General features: G+C 68.6%; 12 protein-coding genes and 1 tRNA gene. 7 read left to right on the top strand and 6 right to left on the bottom strand.

Features of this window, described 5'->3' with window-relative positions; genetic code table 11:
* Position 1 precedes the first annotated feature (1 nt).
* The 3 genes from VLK31_RS02300 to argH form a co-directional block, all read right to left on the bottom strand.
* Positions 2 to 1,267 (bottom strand): efflux RND transporter periplasmic adaptor subunit, encoded by a 1,266-nt coding sequence (locus VLK31_RS02300; protein WP_409166749.1) that lies wholly within the window; start codon positions 1,265 to 1,267, stop codon positions 2 to 4.
* Positions 1,268 to 1,439: 172 nt separating this feature from the next.
* Positions 1,440 to 2,915, bottom strand: coding sequence for a rhomboid family intramembrane serine protease (locus tag VLK31_RS02295; protein WP_409166748.1), 1,476 nt, complete (start codon positions 2,913 to 2,915; stop codon positions 1,440 to 1,442).
* A 31-nt stretch (positions 2,916 to 2,946) separates the two neighbouring features.
* Positions 2,947 to 4,344, bottom strand: a complete 1,398-nt coding sequence (argH, locus tag VLK31_RS02290) for an argininosuccinate lyase (RefSeq protein WP_409166747.1) — start codon at positions 4,342 to 4,344, stop codon at positions 2,947 to 2,949.
* Between the two features lie 56 nt (positions 4,345 to 4,400).
* Here argH and VLK31_RS02285 point away from each other — a divergent pair, with 56 nt between their 5' ends.
* From VLK31_RS02285 to VLK31_RS02265, 5 genes are all read left to right on the top strand, one after another.
* Positions 4,401 to 5,510: a sensor histidine kinase gene (locus VLK31_RS02285; RefSeq protein WP_409167349.1), complete on the top strand. Its 1,110-nt coding sequence runs from the start codon at positions 4,401 to 4,403 to the stop codon at positions 5,508 to 5,510.
* 21 nt (positions 5,511 to 5,531) lie between these two features.
* Positions 5,532 to 6,299 carry a LytR/AlgR family response regulator transcription factor gene (locus VLK31_RS02280; protein ID WP_409166746.1) on the top strand — a complete coding sequence of 256 codons (768 nt, stop codon included), beginning with the start codon at positions 5,532 to 5,534 and terminating at the stop codon, positions 6,297 to 6,299.
* Positions 6,296 to 7,573: an AI-2E family transporter gene (locus VLK31_RS02275; protein ID WP_409166745.1), complete on the top strand. Its 1,278-nt coding sequence runs from the start codon at positions 6,296 to 6,298 to the stop codon at positions 7,571 to 7,573. Before VLK31_RS02280 ends, VLK31_RS02275 begins: the two co-directional genes overlap by 4 nt.
* Before the next feature lie 31 nt (positions 7,574 to 7,604).
* Positions 7,605 to 7,677: transfer RNA gene (locus tag VLK31_RS02270), tRNA-Glu, on the top strand.
* Positions 7,678 to 7,692: 15 nt separating this feature from the next.
* Positions 7,693 to 10,059 (top strand): hypothetical protein, encoded by a 2,367-nt coding sequence (locus VLK31_RS02265; protein WP_409166744.1) that lies wholly within the window; start codon positions 7,693 to 7,695, stop codon positions 10,057 to 10,059.
* 60 nt (positions 10,060 to 10,119) lie between these two features.
* Here VLK31_RS02265 and VLK31_RS02260 read toward each other — a convergent pair whose 3' ends face one another.
* The gene (locus VLK31_RS02260; protein ID WP_409166743.1) at positions 10,120 to 10,620 is read right to left on the bottom strand and encodes a winged helix-turn-helix transcriptional regulator; all 501 of its coding nucleotides are present in this window, start codon (positions 10,618 to 10,620) and stop codon (positions 10,120 to 10,122) included.
* A gap of 113 nt (positions 10,621 to 10,733) precedes the next feature.
* Here VLK31_RS02260 and VLK31_RS02255 point away from each other — a divergent pair, with 113 nt between their 5' ends.
* Positions 10,734 to 11,657: a nitrilase family protein gene (locus VLK31_RS02255; RefSeq protein ID WP_409166742.1), complete on the top strand. Its 924-nt coding sequence runs from the start codon at positions 10,734 to 10,736 to the stop codon at positions 11,655 to 11,657.
* A 21-nt stretch (positions 11,658 to 11,678) separates the two neighbouring features.
* Positions 11,679 to 12,083, top strand: a complete 405-nt coding sequence (locus VLK31_RS02250) for a tautomerase family protein (protein ID WP_409166741.1) — start codon at positions 11,679 to 11,681, stop codon at positions 12,081 to 12,083.
* Here VLK31_RS02250 and VLK31_RS02245 read toward each other — a convergent pair.
* Together VLK31_RS02245 and VLK31_RS02240 are read right to left on the bottom strand one after the other, a co-directional pair.
* Positions 12,073 to 13,326 carry an MFS transporter gene (locus tag VLK31_RS02245; protein ID WP_409166740.1) on the bottom strand — a complete coding sequence of 418 codons (1,254 nt, stop codon included), beginning with the start codon at positions 13,324 to 13,326 and terminating at the stop codon, positions 12,073 to 12,075. The two genes, VLK31_RS02250 and VLK31_RS02245, sit on opposite strands and share 11 nt — an antisense overlap.
* Before the next feature lie 3 nt (positions 13,327 to 13,329).
* Positions 13,330 to 13,854 carry a GNAT family N-acetyltransferase gene (locus tag VLK31_RS02240; protein WP_409166739.1) on the bottom strand — a complete coding sequence of 175 codons (525 nt, stop codon included), beginning with the start codon at positions 13,852 to 13,854 and terminating at the stop codon, positions 13,330 to 13,332.
* Positions 13,855 to 13,895 lie beyond the last annotated feature (41 nt).

The following is a 13,895-nucleotide window of genomic DNA, read 5'->3' as shown; positions in this document are numbered from 1 at the left end:
CTCAGCGCGCCACGGGGTCGGAGGCGGTGCCGGCGGCGTCGCGCGCGGCGCTGGCCACCGGGCCGGGTGCGGCTCCTTGCGCGGCTCCTTGCGCGGAACCTGCTGGCTTGTCGCCCAGGTCCACCACCTTCACCTTGTCCCCGACCTTCACGCGCTGCGAGCCTTCGGTCATCACGCGGTCGCCCGGCGCCATGCCTTCGAGCACCTCCCAGCGCGTGCCGACCGCGCGGCCCACGCGAATGGGGCGCTTGGCAACCTTGTTCTCGGCATCGATCACCAGCGCCGAGGCGCTGCCGTCGGGCGCGCGCGTCACGGCCTGCTGCGGCACCAGCAGCGCATTGGCGTTGGTGCCTTCCTGCAGCACGGCGCGCACATACATGCCGGGCATCAAAAGCCTGTCGGGGTTGGGCACCACGGCGCGCAGCGTGACGCTGCCCGTGCCGGCGTCGACCGTCACGCCGCTGAACGTAAGGCGCCCGGCATGCGGGTACTTGCTGCCGTCTTCCAGCACCAGCTGAATGCGCGCCTCGGCGTCGCTGGCGCGCTGCAGGCGGCCGCTGGCCAGCTCGCGCTTCAGGCGCAGCAGCTCGCTGCTCGACTGCGTCACGTGCACGTGAATGGGGTCGAGCTGCTGAACGGTGGTCAGCACCGCGGCCTGGTTGGCCGTGACCAGCGCGCCGGGCGTCACCGCCGACAGCTCGGCCCAGCCGGTGATGGGGGAGGTGATGCGCGTGTAGCCCAGCTGGATGCGCGCGGTCTGCTCGGCGGCGCGCGCCACGCCCACGTCGGCCTCGGCCTGCTGCTCGGTGGCCTGAGATTCGTCGAACACCTGGCGGCTGATGGCGTCGATCTTCACCAGCTCGGCGTTGCGGCGTGCCACGGTGCGCGAGGTGGCCAGGGCCGACTCGGCCTTGCGCACGCTGGCCTGCGCGCTGGCGTGGGCCGCCTGCAGCGGTGCCGGGTCGAGCTGGTAGAGCGCCTGGCCGGCCTTGACCTGCGCGCCTTCGGTGAACAGCCGTTCCTTCAGGATGCCGCCGACCTGGGGCCGTATTTCCGCGATCACCGGCGCGGCGGTGCGCCCGGGCAGCTCGGTGCTCAGCGCCAGTGTTTCGTGCTTCAGCGTGACGGCGCCCACTTCTTTTTCTGGTGCGGTTGCGGCCTTGGCCGTGCCAGGCGTTTCCACACTGGTGCGCGAACACCCTGCGAGCGCGGCGATGGCCAGGGCTGTGAAGAGCAGGGCGAAGCGGGAGGGGGTGTGGTCAGGCATGAATCAGGCAAATGAGGTAGCAAAAGCCCCGGATGGAGCAGGTGAGCGCCGTCAAGTTCAACGGCGCGCGAGGGGCGCGCGCGGCTTTACACGCGGTTTACTGCAATTGCAGTGCCATGCGTGGGCGTAGCGTGGCCGTAGCTTGGCCGTGGCGTGACGGTCGCGTGGCGCGTCAGGCGCGTTGCAGCGCGCGCGTGACCATGTCGTTGGGCGCAAGCCGCAGCAGGTGCGGCAGCAGGCCCACGGCCTTGTCGCGCTGGCCCGCATGCAGCAGGCCGTTGGCGCACACCGAAAGCGTGTCGGCCAGCTCGGGGTGGTCGGGCGCTGTCTTCAGCAGGATGGCGCACAGCCGGTCGGCGTCGTCGAACTGGTGGATGCGCGCAAAGCGCCGGGCCAGGCGCGCCATGTCGTCGGGCTTCAGGCGCGCGCCGGGCTTGGCCTGGTCGAGGTAAGTCTTGTAGCTGGCGTGCTGCAGCGCGAGCGTGTTGGCCTCGGTGGCGGGCAGGCGGAAGATGCGGCGCGCGGCGTGGTGGAAGTCGTCGCTCGCGGGCTGCAGCCGTGCGGTGTTGAACCAGGCGCGCAGCGTGTCGGTGTCGCCGGGGCGCAGCGCGGCGGCGGCGCGCCATTCGGCGCAGGCCTTGTCGAACTGCATCGCGGCGCCGTGCTTCTGGGCGGCGGCCACGTGCAAGGGAAAGCGGTCGGGCTCGGGCGCGTTGGCGGCCGCGGTGTCGGGCGTCTGCACGCGGTGCAGCAGCAACGCGCCGGTCATCAGCGCCGCGCCTGTGAGCAGGCCGCCCAGATGGGCCATGTACGCAATGCCCTGGCCGCCGAGCCAGTGCTGCATCAGCTCGTTGACGATCCATGCCGGCAGCAGCAGCAGGGCCGGCGCCGTCACGTAGTTGAAATAGAAGAACAGCTGATAGAAAAAGCGGATGCGCTTGAGCCGGTACATCACCGCGTACATGCCCATCAGCGCCGAAATGGCGCCCGAGGCGCCCAGCCCGTAGCCGCCCTTGCCGGCATAGGCCCAGCCCGCCAGCAGCGACGAGCCCACGGCGCCCAGCAGGTAGAAGCTCAGGTAGGTGCCGCGCCCCAGTGCCAGCTCCACCGAAAAGCCGAACAGGAACAAGAACAGCATGTTTCCCAGCAGGTGGCCGGTGTTGGCATGCAGAAAGGCGGAGGTGACCCAGGTCCAGGGCTTGAACTCGGGGTCCTTGCCGTGGTCGTGCGACCAGCGCTCGGTGAAAGGCGCGGGCAGCATGGCCTCGTACTGCCGGCGGTCGCGCTTCCATTCGTCGTATCGCGGTGCGGTGGGCGTGACGACCTGGTCGGCCTGCAGCCTGGACAGGAACTTCTTGTCGTTCTGCAGGCCGTCGAGCAGCTGCGCGTAGTTGTCTTCGTCGGCCAGCATGCGCCGCGCGAGCTTGCCGCGCTTGGGGTCGGTTTTTTCAAGCCACGCCACGAAGGGCGGCAGCTCCAGTTCCGGCAGCACGCTGCTCAGGTAGTAGCCGGCGGCGCGCTCGCGCCCGTTTTCTTCGCTGCGCTGGGGCCCCCAGAACACGAGCATGTTCAGCAGGATCAGCAGCACCGTCATCCACGGTGGGTTGCGCCAGCTCGGTTTGTTCTCGAGCGGGATGGCGTAGAACACGGTGCGGCCGGGCTCGGTCTGGCAGCTGTGCTCAGCCCAGGCGCGCGCGGTGGCGGGCCACTTGCGCCTTCACCTGCGCCGGCGCGGTACCGCCCAGCGTGTTGCGCGCGTTCAGCGAGCCGCGCAGGCTCAACACGTCGTACACGTCCTTCTCGATGCTTGGGTTGAACTGCTGCAGCACCGACAGCGGCAGCTCTGCCAGGTCGACCTTGTGCGAGGTGGCGGCCTTCACTGCATGGGCCACGGTTTCGTGCGCGTCGCGAAAGGGCAGGCCCTTCTTGGTGAGGTAGTCGGCCAGGTCGGTGGCGGTGGCGTATCCGCGCAGCGCGGCGGCTTCCATGGCCTCGGGCTTCACGGTGATGCCGCCGATCATTTCGGCAAAGATGCGCAGGGTGTCCTTGAGCGTGTCGACGGTGTCGAACAGCGGCTCCTTGTCTTCCTGGTTGTCCTTGTTGTAGGCCAGCGGCTGGCCCTTCATGAGGGTGATGAGCGCCATCAGGTGGCCGACCACGCGCCCGGTCTTGCCGCGCGCCAGCTCGGGCACGTCGGGGTTTTTCTTCTGCGGCATGATCGACGAGCCGGTGGTGAAGCGGTCGGCAATGTTGATGAAGCCGAAGTTCTGGCTCATCCACAGAATGAGCTCTTCGCTCATGCGGCTGATGTGCACCATGCACAGGCTGGCCGCGGCGGTGAACTCGATCGCAAAGTCGCGGTCGCTCACGGCATCCAGGCTGTTCTGGCACACGCCGTCCATCTGCAAAGTCTTGGCGACCATCTCGCGGTCCAGCGGGTAGCTGGTGCCGGCGAGTGCTGCGGCGCCCAGCGGCAGGCGGTTGACGCGGCGGCGCACTTCGCCCATGCGCTCGGCGTCGCGGCTGAACATTTCCACGTAGGCCAGCATGTGGTGGCCAAAGCTCACCGGCTGCGCCACCTGCAGGTGGGTGAAGCCCGGCAGGATCACCTCGACGTTCTTCTCGGCAATGTCCACCAGCGCCTTTTGCAGCTCCACCAGCAGGTCGCCGATGAGGTCGATTTCTCCGCGCAGCCACAGGCGCACGTCGGTGGCCACCTGGTCGTTGCGGCTGCGCCCGGTGTGCAGGCGCTTGCCGGCGTCGCCAACCAGCTGGGTGAGGCGGGCCTCGATGTTGAGGTGTACGTCTTCGAGGTCGAGCTTCCATTCGAAGGCGCCGGATTCGATTTCGGCGCGAATCTGCGCCATCCCGCGTTCGATTGCGGCGTGGTCCTGCACGCCGATGATCCCCTGCACGGCGAGCATGCCGGCATGGGCCAGAGAGCCTTGAATGTCGGCTTGCCACATGCGCTTGTCGAAGAACACGCTGGAGGTGTAGCGCTTCACAAGGTCGCTCATGGGTTCGGAGAACAGGGCCGACCAGGCTTCGGATTTCTTGTCGAGTTGGTTTTGGTTCATGGGAGCCGTCCAGGAGGCAATAATGGGTTGGTCACCCGATGGATCAGATGTCTGCGATGCGCAACCCGCCGATTTTATCGGCCAGCTCCACCCCTTCGCCGCCCCCGTCTTCGGAAAGGGTGCGCACACCCACGCGCGAACCCTCGCGCGAGCCCGTGCGCGAGGCTCTTCGCGCGGAGCCCTCCATCTTCGATGCCTGCCAGATCGGCGTGGTGCTGCGCACCGTGGTGTTCGTCGAAGTGGTGGTCGCCATTGCCACCCTGTTCGTGGTGGCCACACCTGGAGAATGGCTGGTGCAGGCGGCCACCGTCACCGGCGGTGCCTTGCCCGCCACGCTGCTGTGGCTGGTGGCGGCCTGCGGCCTCAAGAAGCCTTTGCGGCGACTGCCCAAGCAGTGGCAGTACGCAGCTGGCGCCGTGCTGGGCGCGCTGGCCGCCACGTATGGCTGCGGCTTGCTGCGCCTGACCGGCGTGCTGGCCCATGCACCATGGCTGGCCAGCGGCTTTGCCGGCGCGCTGTTCGCGGGGCTGGTGATGGCCGCGATGGTGCTGCGTGCCCGCGGCCAGACGCCGGCGGCCACCACGGCCCGGCTCGAAGAACTGCAGTCGCGCATTCGCCCGCACTTTCTGTTCAACACGCTCAACAGCGCCATTGCGCTGGTGCGCGAGGAGCCGGCCAAGGCCGAGACCATGCTGGAAGACCTGGCCGAGCTGTTCCGCCAGGCGCTGGCCGACCCGGGCGAGTCGGGCACGCTGGCCGACGAAATTGCGCTGGCCGAGCGCTACCTGGCCATCGAGCAGGTGCGCTTTGGCGACCGCCTGCGCATTCGCTGGGACCTGGACGCCGCCGCCAGCAGCGCACGGCTGCCGCCGCTGCTGCTTCAGCCGCTGGTGGAAAACGCCATCAAGCACGGCGTGGAGCCCAGCCCGCTGGGCGCCAAGGTGCGCATTCGCACAGAGCGGCGCGGCGACATGGTGGTGATCGAAGTGGTCAACAGCCTGCCGCCGCTGCGCTGGGCCGACGAACCGCTGCCGCGCGGCCACGGCATTGCGCTGGCCAATGTGCGCGACCGCTTGCGCCTGCTGCACGACATGCAGATGCAGTTCAGCGCCGGCATGGACCAGAAGAACTACCGGGTGCGCATAGCCATCCCCGCCGAATCATGACCACCCACCGATGGCCACCGCATGACCCTCAAGACATTGATCGTTGACGACGAAGCCCTGGCGCGCTCCCGCCTGCGCACCCTGCTGCGCGACTGCACCTCGCCCGCCGCCGACGTGGTGGCCGAGGCTTCGCAGGGCGCCGAGGCGCAGCGGCACCTGGCCACCATGGCGCTGGACCTGGTGCTGCTCGATGTGCACATGCCCGGTGTGGACGGCATTGCGGTGGCACGCGCGCTGCGCAGCCGCAACGACGCGCCCGCGGTGGTGTTCGTCACCGCCCACGCCACGCACGCGGTCACGGCCTTCGAGCTGGACGCGGTCGACTACCTCACGAAGCCCGTGCGCGCCGAGCGGCTGCAGCAGGCGCTCCAGAAGGTGGAGCGTTTCCTGAAGGAGCGCCGCGCGCTGCAGGCCCCGGTGGCGCCGGTAGAGGCAGCGGCCGTGCCGGAGACCGTGCTCATTCAGGACCGTGGCCGCGCCGAGCGGGTGCCGCTGTCGGAGGTGCTCTACCTCAAGTCCGAATTCAAATACCTCACCGTGCGCACCGCCACGCGCAGCCACATCCTGGACGGCTCGCTCAACGAGTTCGAAGAGCGCTACCCCAACCGCTTTCTGCGCGTGCACCGCAATGCGCTGGTGGCGCGCTCGGCCATTCGCGCGCTGGAAAAGTACGACGACGGCGAAGACGCCGAGGGCTGGGCCCTGCGGCTGGACGCCATTCCCGAACCCGTGGCCGTGTCGCGCCGCCAGCTTGCCGCTGTGCGCGAAGTGCTGAAGGAAGCGCGATGAGCGACGTCACCCCGGCCGCTGCGCCTGAACCCGGACCTGCACCCGCATCTGCCTCCGACGCTCCGGCTGCCGAGCCAGCGCAGGTTGCCACCGCTCAGCCCGCGGCCGAAGCCCTTGCGCCGCCCCTGACCCCCGAATCCTTGGAGCCCGCACGCGAACGCGAGCGCAAGCGGCTGATGCTGCACATGCCGGTCGACGTGCGCAGCGCCTCGCTGGTGGTGCTGGCCGTGCTGGCCAGCGTGTTCGCGCTGCAGTGGGGCCAGGCCGTGTTCGTCCCGCTGATGCTGAGCCTGCTGCTCACCTATGCGCTGTCGCCGCTGGTCGACATGCTGCACCGCTGGCGGCTGCCGCGCTGGATTGGCGCGGCGGTCATTCTGGTGGGGCTGTTCGGCGGGCTGGGCTGGACCGGCTATTCGCTGTCGGGCAACGCCTCGCAGCTGCTCGACTCGCTGCCCGTCGCCGCGCAGAAGCTGGGCCAGGCGATGCGCCGCGACAAGAGCGCCAGCGCCACCCCGCTGGAGAGCGTGCAGGCCGCCGCCGCGCAACTGGAGAAGGCCGCCGAGGAAAACTCCGCGCGCGTGGCCTCGCGCCGCGGCGTGGCGCGCGTCATCATCGAGAGGCCCGGCTTCAACGTGCGCGACTACCTGCTGACCGGCACCGTGGGCCTGCTCAGCGCCATGGGGCAGCTCACGCTGGTGGCCTTTCTCACCTACTTCGCGCTGTGCTCGGGCGACACCTTCAGACGCAAGCTCATCAAGATCACCGGGTCCAGCCTGCAGAAGAAGAAGGTCACGGTGCATGTGCTGGACGACATCACGCGCAACATCGAGCGCTACTTGCTTGTGCAGATTCTGGTGAGCGTCGTCGTGGGCGTGGCAACCGGGCTGGCCTTCTGGGTCATCGGGGTGGAAAACGCGGCCGTGTGGGGAATCATTGCGGCCGTGACCAACCTCATTCCTTACATCGGCTCGGTCATCGTGCTGGTGGCCGCGGGGCTGGTTGCGTTTTTGCAGTTCAACAGCCTGCAGATGGGCGTGGTGGTGGGCGGCGTGTCGCTGGCCATCCACACGCTCATCGGCAACTTGCTGATGCCCTGGCTCACCAGCCGCACCAGCCGCATGAACCCGGTGGCGGTGTTCGTGGGCGTGATCTTCTGGGGCTGGCTGTGGGGCATCTGGGGCCTGCTGCTGGGCATTCCCATCACCATGGTGCTCAAGGCGATCTGCGACCGGGTGGAAGACCTGCAGCCGATTGGGGAGCTGCTGGGGGAGTAGCGGCCATCACCTGAATTTTTCTGTTTTCTGCTCCGGGGTAGTTCAGTGGCAGAACACTCGGCTTCACCGAGAAGGCGCTGGTTCGACCCCAGCCCCCGGACCCACCCATTCGCATGACCATGGACGACGACGCAACCGGATCGCCAGAGGGGTACGCCGGCTTTCAGCTGGCCCGCGCGCTGGCCGCGGCGCAGCATGCCGATGCCTCGGTGCGCGCAGGCGCCGCCAAGCGGCTGCGCCAGTGGGCCGCGGTGATGCGCGGGCGCGCCGACGGATCGGTCACCACCGGCTCGCGCACGCCCATCGCCAACGCGCCCGCGTGGGCCACGCCCGAAGTCGTGACCGGCGGCTTCGCTACGGGCGCCTTGCTGGCCGGCGGCCCGCTCCAGGCGCATGAGCGTTCCTTGCTCGCGCAGGTCGCGCCGCATGTGCCCGAGGCGGATGCCCGCCGCGCGCTGAACAGTTTTTTCCTCACGGACAAGGGGATCGAAAGGCTCCAGGCGTTGCTTGCGTCCGGCCGCTTCGGCATCGAGGTGCCGGAGGAGGGCGCGTTGCTCGTGGTGGCCGGGTTGCTGCGGGCCGGTGAGGCCAACGAGGCGTGGGCGCTGGTCGAGCCGCTCTCGCCCTGGCTCTCTGAACTGCGCTTCTATCCGGCCGAGTTGCGCGAGCCGCGCACCCACGGCGAGCTGCTGTGGGTCGACGATGTTGCAACCGTCACCCGGCGCTTGCGCGAGGTGAAAGCCAATGCGCAGATCCTGGCGCAGAAAGAGGCCGTCGAGGTGTGGGCGCCCCTGCACGACCGCATGGCCGCGCTGATGCTCGAGACCGTGCACGGCGATGCGCCCATGGCGCTGCGCACGGCCGACGGCGCCTGGCAGCGCGACCAGGCCGGCAGCTTCACCGTGACCGGCGGCTGGCCTTGTGTGCACTATCCGCAGGATTGGTGCGAGCGCGCATCGGCGCTGCTCGATCACTACAGGCAACTGCGCGCCGAGCACCAGCGTTGCACGCGGCCCGAACGTGAAGGCGACAGCTTTTCCACCCTGCGTGAAGGCCTGCAGCGCTGCGTGGATGTGCCCGAATCGCTCACGGGCAGGGAGGTCGGGCGCATTCGCCTCGTGCTGGCGCGTCAAGTCGCCAAGCATGGGCTGCCCGACTCTGCAGGGCGCGCCGCACTGCGCCAGCACCAACGCGCACAGACGGGCGGCGCCACCTTCCAGCAGATCGCCCGCCAGCTTGCGGTGCGGCTCGAAGTCTTCCGCCCTGACGAAGGGTTGGAAGACATCGCGTCTGTCGTCGCACCAATCGGTGCCGACGAAGCCGCAACGAGCGGCCTGCCAGCGGCAACACCGGTGCCGCCGTCGCTGCAACGCAAGGTGGGCCGCGCGCAGAAGGGAACGGCGGCCCAACTGGTCGAGCGCGGCACCATTCCTTCGGGCGAGGTGCTGGCCAAGGTGCTGCCCCAATGGACCGCCGCACTGCGCGCGGCAGATGTGGCCGACCCGGCGCTGCGTACGCTGCATGCGGCCCTCTACCGGGCGTTTCGGCGCCGGCGTTCCCTTCTGCTGCTCGATCTGCAGCGGCAGGTGCAATTCGATGAGTTGCCTTGGGTGCGTGCGATGGAGCGATTCCGCAGCAAGGACGACCATGCCTCGCGCCATGCCGCGATGCAGGCGATGACCGGCGCGTCGCAACTGGCACTGGCCGCATTCCCGCACACCATTCTTCCGAACAAGCTGCTTCAGGAGCTGCGGTCCCTGGCCGATGCCGCGGGGCTGAAGTTGCCGCTGGTCGAAGAGGTGGCGGCCGACATCTTCACGGGCCGCTTCTCGCCCAAGTTCGTAGCCGCCGCGAAAGTGGCTGCGGGCATGCTGCAAGGCAGCCTGTATGCAAGGTACTACGGCATCGATTGCATTGCGCTGATCGCGATGCCCATGCCGGCGGAAAAGCCGAACACCGATGCGAAGCGCGATGCGCTGTCGCTGCTGTGCGCGGCGCGCGCGGATTTACAGGCGGGTGTGCAAGCGGACGCATGGAGCGTGGCGCGCAACGGCATGGTGATCGAGCAGGCGCAGATTCTGACCGCGCACAACCTCGCCGTGCTGTTCGCCGAACTCGGGCTGGGCGAGCGCATGGCGGCGCAGTTGCCAGGCATGGCCCGCCAGTGTTTTGAATGGATCTGCGCGCAGCTTCAGGTGGCCGTCGACAAACGGCATGCGCGGCTGATTCAGATCAAGAACGCGGCTCATGCGTGGCGGCAGATGGTGTTTTTTCTCTCGCTTTGCGAAGCGCAGGATGTGGGCACTTTCCTGGCTTGGGCGAAGACGCACATCGATGAACAAGGCGATGAGTTTCGGTGCCTCTTCATGCCGGCCGTGTCTGGCCTGGCCGCCGCCGTCGGCGCGCGGGATTCGAACGTCAGCCCCTTCGTCGGCTGGAGCCAGGAGCGGCACTGGCTGATGCCCGACAGCTTGGCGACACGCTAGCCTAGAAGCGCTTTCAGTTCCCCTGCCGCCGTCTGCAGCTGCGGCTGCTGTTCTCGTTCATCAGCGAGAGCCTGCTTTGGCCGCTGCCTTCACCGGGGCCTTCGCTGCAGCTTTCACCGGCAGCTTCTTCACGAAGGTCTGCGCCGCCTCCAGCGGCTGGCCATCGCGCGTGCGCAGCGCAATCTTTGCCACCGGCTTGCCGCTGTCGCGCTCCACCAGCACCGAATGCGGCTCGCCCTTGGCATACAGGTGCGCCTCGCCCCAGTGGCGCAGGCCCACCACCACGGGGAACAGGCCCTTGCCCTTGGCCGACAGCACGTACTCCTGGTAGAGCGAGCCGTCCGACGCGGGCACCAGGTCAAGCACGCCTTCCTGCACCAGGTACTTCAGCCGGTCGGCCAGGATGTTCTTGGCCACGCCCAGGCTCTGCTGGAACTCGCCGAAGCGCTTCATGCCGTCGAACGCGTCGCGAACGATCAGCAGCGACCACTGGTCGCCGACGATTTCGAGCGAGCGCGCCATCGGGCAGGCGTCGTTCTTCAGGCTTTTTCTCTGGGCCATGGCTTTTTCCTTCGGTGGGCGAGTGTAGACCGCAATGCCGTTTCGGTTGCAAAGTAAAACCTGAATGGCTACGATCCGACTGGTTTTATTTTGAAACCTGAAAGCCTGTTGTCATGAATTCACCCGTTCCCCATTCGCCCGACGCCACCCCGGGCCTGCGCGCCAGCCCCGTGCGCGTGGCCGTCGTGCAGTTCGATCCGCAGGTGGGCGTCGAGAACCTCGGGCGCAATGCGCATGCAGTGAACGAGCGCCTGCTTGCTGCCGTCGAAAACAAGGCGAAGCTCATCGTGCTGCCCGAGCTCGCCACCACCGGCTACTGCTTCAGCGGGCGCGAGGAGGCGTACGCGCATGCGCAGCCCGTGCCCGGCGGCGACACGGTGCAGGGCTGGGTGGCGGTTGCCGCGCAGCACGGCGTGTACATCGTCGGCTGCCTGGTCGAGCAGGACGGCCTGCAGCTGTTCGACACCGCCGTGCTCGTCGGCCCCGAGGGCTACATCGGCCGCTACCGCAAGACGCACCTGTGGAACAACGAGAAGCTGTGGTTCACGCCAGGCAACGAGGGCTATCCGGTGTTCGAGACGAAGATCGGGCGCATCGGCCTGCTGGTGTGCTGGGACATCTGGTTTCCCGAGACGTCGCGCATCCTCTCGCAACTGGGCGCCGACATCATCTGCCTGCCCACCGCCTGGGTGTGGACCCCGCCGCCGCTGTACGACGCCAGCGGCACCTGCATGGCGGCGTACCTGACGATCACGGCCGCGCATTCGAACAACGTGTTCATCGCCGCGGCCGATCGCGTGGGGCAGGAGCGCGGCGCGGGCTTCATGGGCAATTCATTGATTGCGGGCAGCAACGGCTGGCCCGTGGGGCGCATCGCCGGTCCCGAGGAAGACACCATCCTCTATGCCGACCTGGACCTGGGCGCGGCGCGCAGTGCGCCCATCTGGAACCAGTTCAACGACCTGCACCGCGACCGGCGCACCGACCTGTACGACCCGCTGCTGGGGTATCGCGGTGGGCAGGCGCTGCCCCGGTGAACGGACGCGGAGAATGGCGCCATGCCCTACCTCCAACTCGACGTGAACGGCCACCACCCCGTGGCCGACAAGAAGCGCCTTGCGAAGCAGCTCGGCGAAACCTACGCGCGGCTCATGAGCGTGGACATCCGCCGCATCAGCATCGCCATCCGCGAGGTGGGCGAGGGCGGTGTGTGGCGCATGGTCGACGGCGAGCCGGTCGAGGTGTCGGTGCTGATGTGCGACATCCGGCGCGGCCGTTCGGCCGAGCTGCGGCTGGAGGTGGCGAAGGCGCTGTGCCGCGACTGCATCGACGTGCTGGGCCTGCGCGAGGACCGGCTCAACGTCGAGTTCACGCAGCATTCGGGCGACGAGATGTACCACCCGACGCTCGGCGGCTACAGCCCCGAGTGGTCGGAGGGCGAAGACCCGCCGGTCAATGCGTGAGATCGCGCGCCCGCTGCAGCCGTGAGAAGCGCGCAATCATCCACGGCCCCAGCAGCGCGCCCAGGCCCACCGAGCTCCACGCCGCCACCCAGCCGTGCGTGCTGCCCAGGCCGAAGCGCGCCTGCCCCCAGTCGAGCGCCAGGCCGAACACCCAGGGGCTGAGCGCACCCGCGCCAAAGCCCATCACCGAGCGCACCGAGTACGCCACGCCCAGCCGGTGCGGCGCCACCACGTCGGCCAGCGCGGTCGAGTAGACAGAAGAATCCGCGATGGCCAGCAGGTTGTAGACGGCCGCCGCCGCGGCCAGCAGCCACAGCGGCCAGGTCCACATCCAGCCGAACGCGAAGGACATGCACAGGCTGGCGGTGGTGGCGATCATCATCACCCGGGCGCGGCCCAGCCGGTCGGAGGCCGCGCCGCCCGCCACGCTGCCGAACACGCTCACCAGATGCGCCAGCGCGGCCAGCGCCACGCCGGCGCCTTGCCATGAGGTGCTGCCGCCCGACGACGCCACCAGGTAGGCCGGCAGCCACGCCCACAGCGCCATCAGCTCCCAGCAGTGGAAGGCATAGGCCCAGTTGCCGGCCATCGCGGGCTTGTCGCGCACCGTGGCGGCCAGCGACTGCCAGGTGCCTTCGCGCAGCATGCCCGGCACCGGTGCCGAGGGCGGGCGCATGCGGCGCAGCGCCTGCACCGACAGCAGCGCGCCGGCCGCGGTGCCCGCCGCCGCAATCAGCAGGCCCAGGCGCCAGTGCTGCCAATGGCTGCAGAGCGCCACCACCGCGAGCGACAGCGCATAGCCCATCGACGCCGACCCGATGAACAGGCCCATGGCGCGCCCGCGCACCGCCGGCGCGGTGTTGCGCGCCAGCAGTTGCAGGCCCGGCGTGTACGACGCACCCGCGCACAGGCCGGCCAGGCCGTACAGCAGCGCCGCGGAGCGCTGGTCTTGGGCGAAGAGCGCAAAGGCCAGCGCCGCCACCGCGCTGACGCCGCTGCCCACCAAAAAGATGCGGTGCGGCCCGAAGCGATCGGCCAGCAGGCCCACCGCGAACAGCGAGCTCATGTAGCCCACGTGCCACGCGCTCTGTATGGCGCCGGCCTGCGCCGCTGTCAGGTGCCAGTCGGCCATCACGAAAGGCAGCACGCCGGAGTAGGCCGTGACGATCATGGCCTGCAGCAGGCGGCTCGCGCACAGCAGCGCGAGCCAGCCGCGCGCAGGCTCGGTGGAAGGGGGCGCCATGGCTCAGCGCAGCGCGCGCTGCATCAGCACCGTGTCTACCCACTGGCCCAGCTTGAAGCCCACGTTGCGCAGCACGCCCACGCGCTCGAAGCCCAGGTGCGCGTGCAGCCCTTGCGAGCCGGCGTTGGCGCTGTTGCCCACGCACGCCACCATCTGCGTGAAGCCGTTGGCGGTGCAGTGCCGTATCACGGCCTGCAGCAGCGCCTTGCCGATGCCGTGGCCGTGCATGCCCTGCGCGACGTAGATGGAGTCTTCCACCGTGTGCCGGTAGGCCGAGCGGGCGCGGTAGGCGGTGGCGTAGGCGTAGCCGACCACCTGCCCGTTCTTCATGGCCACCAGGTAGGGCAGGCCGCGCACCGTTACCTCTTCGCGCCGCGCCTGCATCTGCGCGACGGTGGGCACCTGTTCTTCGAAGGAGCACAGGTCGTGCAGCACGTAGTGGCTGTAGATGGCTTGCACGGCGGCCATGTGGTGGGGCTCGGCGTCGACGATGTCGACGAGGGAAAAGACATGGGTTGGCGATGACATGGCCCCGATGTTGACGATGCTGCGTTCATAAGTGAAGCTTC

It is taken from the genome of Variovorax sp. H27-G14 (genome assembly GCF_046156345.1).
Classification (GTDB): Bacteria; Pseudomonadota; Gammaproteobacteria; order Burkholderiales; family Burkholderiaceae_C; genus Variovorax.
This window is presented reverse-complemented; position numbering and strand designations above follow the sequence as displayed.

Bases quoted from the DNA above. Each gene is read 5' to 3' on its own strand.
- VLK31_RS02240 (WP_409166739.1), bottom strand. From the start codon at position 13,854: ATGTCATCGCCAACCCATGTCTTTTCCCTCGTCGACATCGTCGACGCC.
- argH (WP_409166747.1), bottom strand. From the start codon at position 4,344: ATGAACCAAAACCAACTCGACAAGAAATCCGAAGCCTGGTCGGCCCTG.
- VLK31_RS02265 (WP_409166744.1), top strand. From the start codon at position 7,693: ATGGACGACGACGCAACCGGATCGCCAGAGGGGTACGCCGGCTTTCAG.
- VLK31_RS02260 (WP_409166743.1), bottom strand. From the start codon at position 10,620: ATGGCCCAGAGAAAAAGCCTGAAGAACGACGCCTGCCCGATGGCGCGC.
- VLK31_RS02245 (WP_409166740.1), bottom strand. From the start codon at position 13,326: ATGGCGCCCCCTTCCACCGAGCCTGCGCGCGGCTGGCTCGCGCTGCTG.
- VLK31_RS02285 (WP_409167349.1), top strand. From the start codon at position 4,401: ATGCGCAACCCGCCGATTTTATCGGCCAGCTCCACCCCTTCGCCGCCC.
- VLK31_RS02275 (WP_409166745.1), top strand. From the start codon at position 6,296: ATGAGCGACGTCACCCCGGCCGCTGCGCCTGAACCCGGACCTGCACCC.
- VLK31_RS02250 (WP_409166741.1), top strand. From the start codon at position 11,679: ATGCCCTACCTCCAACTCGACGTGAACGGCCACCACCCCGTGGCCGAC.
- VLK31_RS02280 (WP_409166746.1), top strand. From the start codon at position 5,532: ATGACCCTCAAGACATTGATCGTTGACGACGAAGCCCTGGCGCGCTCC.
- VLK31_RS02255 (WP_409166742.1), top strand. From the start codon at position 10,734: ATGAATTCACCCGTTCCCCATTCGCCCGACGCCACCCCGGGCCTGCGC.
- VLK31_RS02300 (WP_409166749.1), bottom strand. From the start codon at position 1,267: ATGCCTGACCACACCCCCTCCCGCTTCGCCCTGCTCTTCACAGCCCTG.